This window comes from Rickettsia sp. (assembly GCF_965035265.1).
Genome location: NZ_CBCDJS010000105.1, coordinates 1 through 4130 on the forward strand (window position 1 = coordinate 1; position 4130 = coordinate 4130).

Below are 4130 nucleotides of genomic sequence, written 5' to 3' on the forward strand. Positions count from 1 at the left end.
GTGCAGTAAAAAACTTTTTTAAAGTTTCGTACAAGTTTGCGAATTCAGTAATTTTATTCTTAATCCATCGTTTCATATTAGCCCAGAATTTTTCTATCGGATTTAAATCCGGTGAATATGGCGGTAGAAAAATTACTTTGCAGCCAACAGATTCAATTAAATCTTTAGTTTTTTGAGATCTATGGAATGCAGCATTATCCATCACTACAAATTGTCCGGCTTTCAATTCTTTAATCAAAAATTGCTCTACCCAAGCTTCAAATAATTCAGTATTACATGTACCATTAAATACCATAGGAGCTATAGGTTTATTCATATTCAAACCTGCTATAATATTCGTTCTCTGATAATACTTACCGCTCTTCTTACCAATAAGCTTTTTATTCTTTAATCCCCATCCTCTATCTTTACAAATACTTATATCTATTCCACTTTCATCTATATACACAAGCTTCTCACTAGATATATCTTTTATTGTTTCCGCATACTCGGCTCGCTTTCCTTCATTTGCCTCCAAGTAGGTGAAGGCTTTTTTTATAGCTGAATCCTAGCTTCTTCAGTATTAGTCCAGCATGGCCTTTACTTATACCAAATTGAACCCCGATATTTGCTAATTTAATATCCGCATTATTCTTAACAAATAATTCAATTTTCTGATAATCTAGTTTACTTTTGTAACCTAAGCGCTCCTTAGCAGCATAAGTACCTGTCTCGCTATAACTCTTATTCCATCGACTTATCGTATTCCTATGTATCCCAAAAACTTCTGATGCTTCCTTTTGGCTCCTTCCTTTCTTTAGGTAATTTATTACTTTCTTCCTTAAATCTTCACTATATGGACTTGTTGACATTTTTCCTTGTATATTATCTTATTATTGCACCTAATACTATATGATTTACTATACATGGTTGTTTTGATGAGTTAAAAAACTTATTAGATAAGCTCGGTTATAGAATTAAAAAAGGTAATAAATATATTATTACTCATCCTCAAGGAAGACGAATTATTTTCGTAGGGGATTTAGTAGATCGAGGTCCAAACTCACCGGAGGTATTACGCTTAGTAATGGATAGTGTTTCCTCATCTATTGCTTTTTGTGTTAACGGTAACCATGATGATAAACTAAAACGAAAACTTCAAGGGCGAAATGTTGTTATTGCTCATGGGCTTCAGGAAACACTTGAGCAATTAGAAAACGAGCCAGCAGAATTTAAAGCATCTGTTCTAAAATTTTTAGAAAAATTAGATAGCTATTACATATTAGATGATGAAAAATTAGCAGTAGCACATGCCGGCATTAAAGAAAAAGATCTAGGGCGTAGTTCTGAGCGAATAAGTAAATTTTGTATGTATGGTGCAACCACCGGTGAAATCGATGAGTTTGGTTTACCGCTTCGCTATCCTTGGGACCAAGAATATCAAGGCAATACGCTGATTGTTTATGGTCATACCCCTGTTTCTGAAGCACGGTGGCTTAATAATACTATAAATATTGATACAGGATGTGTATTTGGAGGTAAACTTACCGCACTTCGTTATCCGGAAAAAGAATTGGTCTCTGTTGATGCTGCAAAAATTTATTGTAAACCTATTAAACCGTTTAAGAAATAATTAGATTATGAATTCAAAAATAGTATATAAGCAGTTACTGGTGTTAAATACGAAGATTAGATTTTTTGGAAAAATAAAGGCAAAGGATCACCTTAACGCATTAGATCAAATAGCTGAATTCGGTACTCCTTATGATGTAAGATATATCATCCATCATATATTTTCTGATAATCATAAAATCTCACGAAAAGCAGCATCGGCGATTAGAAAACTTCTTATTAAGCCGGAAATAATGAAAATATGGCCTAATCTATATGCTAGTTTTTCTTATTATGGAATGGCTTTGCAAATATTTTCTTGTGATAACAAGGCTATTTTGTTTAAAGCCAGCGACGTACCAAATGGTAATTGCTTTCTCTCAAGGTCATTCATATAACGCTCTAGATGCTTGATATTACTGTTGATGTTGATAATAAAACTCATTGTCTAATTCACTCCAACCGGTCTATATTTAGGACCTTGTAACAAAGCAGCAATCCCTATTACAACACCTTGGTTGCCGAATTCTTCAGTTACGGTTATTACGGGTCTAACATAATTCTTAGCGCCAATATAACCCATCATAAATCTTGTATTAATATCAGGAGCTGCTTTTAGTTCAAGTATATTGCCGTGATTCTGTTCGTTACTAACTACTTCCTCATCAGTGCAATCTACAAAATTAGCGTCTTGGCTGTCCCCGTGTTGCAGCTTAATTTGTACATACCGATTATTATTTAACTGACCCGCTGAAGCTCCGACCAGCACTACAAAAGTTACGCTATCAAACCCAGCTGTGGTTACTGCTTCGATATCATCTTTATTTGCATTAATCACTATCGGTGGTAGTAATTGCTCTAAGTCACTATTACTAACTTCTTCTCTAATTATTGCCATATCTGCTCCTTGCCTTTATCTCTACTAATTTCATTCTTACATATCATTATATCATTCGGTTTACCGCATAGCAATAGGGGTAAAGGGACATGTTTATAACAGTAACCAATTTTTATTATGTATGCCTTTTCTTAAGCCAAACAACCTTTAAAATTATTTTATTTTAGTAACCAATTTAATGTTTTTACCTCGGTAAATTCTTATAAATCTCAGCTAAATCATCAAGTGCTTCACGCAAGCGTGCTGTACCTGTGCCTTTGATCCATTGCGGGATTTGCTTCAGTTCAAACTGTCTTACAGGTAGCTCATTTAAGCAAAAATGTTCGATAATCTCTTGTGATTTTTGATTTAGCCGTGAGAATACTAGCTTGTGCTTATGCAGAGCATCAATTTGTGATTCAAGCTTTGTGGTGTTATAACTGCTTTTGGTTTGCTTGATATTTTCAATTTTAATGATGCTACTGGTCCCGTTACCTGCAAAAGTACGCTCGTAATTGCAAGCTATCCTGTCAGCCGCTCTAAATTGCTCTTCATTGATGCCACGACATTTGTTTAAGCCGATGCCGTTTTTTATATCTTCCAAATAGCAGCGATAAAATTTGGCTATCGGTCTTTTGTCCTGTTTATTTATTTCCATCATTTTTGTACCTTTGATTTTATAGTTATTGCTTAACATGGTTTATGATCCACCACGCACGCAAAATCCTATACTATAGCTATAAGGACTTTTATAGTCCTATATACTATATATAGTATAGGTGTTATTTTCCTAACTTGAATTACCTCGCTCAATCCCTTTTAACTTAAGGCTTTCAGCGATTCCTAACTTGATTTTTTACCGACTTATTTCCCTCAACTTAAAAATCCTATAAGTTATTGATTTTTATGGTTTTTTTAATTTAAGTTAGGATAGTTGTGGAACGTTACCTCAACTTGATCCCTAACTTGAATTTTCCTTATAGTATAGCATGTTTTACGGCTTTTTTTAGCTTGCGTGAATTTCAAATTAGGGAAAATACCTCAACTTGATTCCTAACTTAAAATCTTAACCTCAGAAAACCTTGTCATTAAAAGGGTTTTAAGGTCTTAAAGTTGTACAAACTTCATTCCTAACTTGAATATAGTCAAATTCTTCAGTGTCTATTTTTTTATCATGTATGACCCAAAATTCTTGATTTTCCACAGGGTATAGTTCTTCAAATTCATGATGCAAATAATGAGTAGGTAATACTTTTTTGCTGCCGCCACGTTTTTTAACTAACTGCATATTTTTAAAACACATCAGACCATAATTAGAGGTACATTTACCAAGTCCATAATCAGTAGTATTTTTAAAAAACTTTATATAACCTTTCCTAGTTAAAACCTTGATCCTTGATTTGATAGAGTCTTTACTACCAAGTCCTTTCTCTCCATCAAATGCCTCGCAAAAAGCATTAATTGAATATGCTCGTCCCATGCTAGCTTCGTCTTCTAAAATATCCATGATAAGTTGTATAATGGCCTGAAAAAACTGAACAAAAAAATAGTTAGGTTTGCTTGGTAATAAGTTAGAATAGACCAAATAACTTAAGAGGTAAGAATGACTAAGAAACAGTTTCGGAATTTCAGTGCCGAAGAAAAGACCAAGATAGTATTAGAA

The 4130-nt window shown here is 33.7% G+C and carries 7 protein-coding genes; 2 read left to right on the forward strand and 5 right to left on the reverse strand.

The features are described 5' to 3' along the window. Window positions 1-517: IS630 family transposase (locus tag AC1Z7D_RS06200; protein WP_482602911.1), on the reverse strand; the 517-nt coding region annotated here is incomplete at its 3' end. Beyond that, a complete protein-coding gene (locus AC1Z7D_RS06205; protein WP_482602913.1) occupies window positions 504-851 on the reverse strand; it encodes a helix-turn-helix domain-containing protein in 348 nt (115 codons plus the stop codon). The genes AC1Z7D_RS06200 and AC1Z7D_RS06205, both read right to left, overlap by 14 nt. 50 nt (window positions 852-901) lie before the next feature. Here AC1Z7D_RS06205 and prpE point away from each other — a divergent pair, with 50 nt between their 5' ends. Then, entirely contained in the window at window positions 902-1612 is a 711-nt protein-coding gene (gene prpE, locus AC1Z7D_RS06210) for a bis(5'-nucleosyl)-tetraphosphatase PrpE (RefSeq protein WP_482602923.1), read from the forward strand. Between the two features lie 7 nt (window positions 1613-1619). Next, window positions 1620-1988 (forward strand): hypothetical protein, encoded by a 369-nt coding sequence (locus AC1Z7D_RS06215; RefSeq protein ID WP_482602915.1) that lies wholly within the window; start codon window positions 1620-1622, stop codon window positions 1986-1988. 50 nt (window positions 1989-2038) lie between these two features. Here the strand turns inward: AC1Z7D_RS06215 and AC1Z7D_RS06220 are convergent, their stop codons facing one another. The 3 genes from AC1Z7D_RS06220 to AC1Z7D_RS06230 all read right to left on the reverse strand — a co-directional run bounded on the left by AC1Z7D_RS06220 (window position 2039) and on the right by AC1Z7D_RS06230 (window position 4052). After that, the gene (locus AC1Z7D_RS06220; RefSeq protein ID WP_482602917.1) at window positions 2039-2488 is read right to left on the reverse strand and encodes a hypothetical protein; all 450 of its coding nucleotides are present in this window, start codon (window positions 2486-2488) and stop codon (window positions 2039-2041) included. Between the two features lie 184 nt (window positions 2489-2672). After that, window positions 2673-3164 (reverse strand): hypothetical protein, encoded by a 492-nt coding sequence (locus AC1Z7D_RS06225; RefSeq protein WP_482602919.1) that lies wholly within the window; start codon window positions 3162-3164, stop codon window positions 2673-2675. 402 nt (window positions 3165-3566) lie between these two features. Next, window positions 3567-4052 carry a hypothetical protein gene (locus AC1Z7D_RS06230; protein ID WP_482602921.1) on the reverse strand — a complete coding sequence of 162 codons (486 nt, stop codon included), beginning with the start codon at window positions 4050-4052 and terminating at the stop codon, window positions 3567-3569. Window positions 4053-4130 lie beyond the last annotated feature (78 nt).

What these genes read in the sequence shown, in the direction of transcription:
- AC1Z7D_RS06205 (WP_482602913.1), bottom strand. Translation starts at nt 851, where the DNA reads ATGTCAACAAGTCCATATAGTGAAGATTTAAGGAAGAAAGTAATAAAT.
- AC1Z7D_RS06215 (WP_482602915.1), top strand. Translation starts at nt 1,620, where the DNA reads ATGAATTCAAAAATAGTATATAAGCAGTTACTGGTGTTAAATACGAAG.
- AC1Z7D_RS06220 (WP_482602917.1), bottom strand. Translation starts at nt 2,488, where the DNA reads ATGGCAATAATTAGAGAAGAAGTTAGTAATAGTGACTTAGAGCAATTA.
- AC1Z7D_RS06225 (WP_482602919.1), bottom strand. Translation starts at nt 3,164, where the DNA reads ATGTTAAGCAATAACTATAAAATCAAAGGTACAAAAATGATGGAAATA.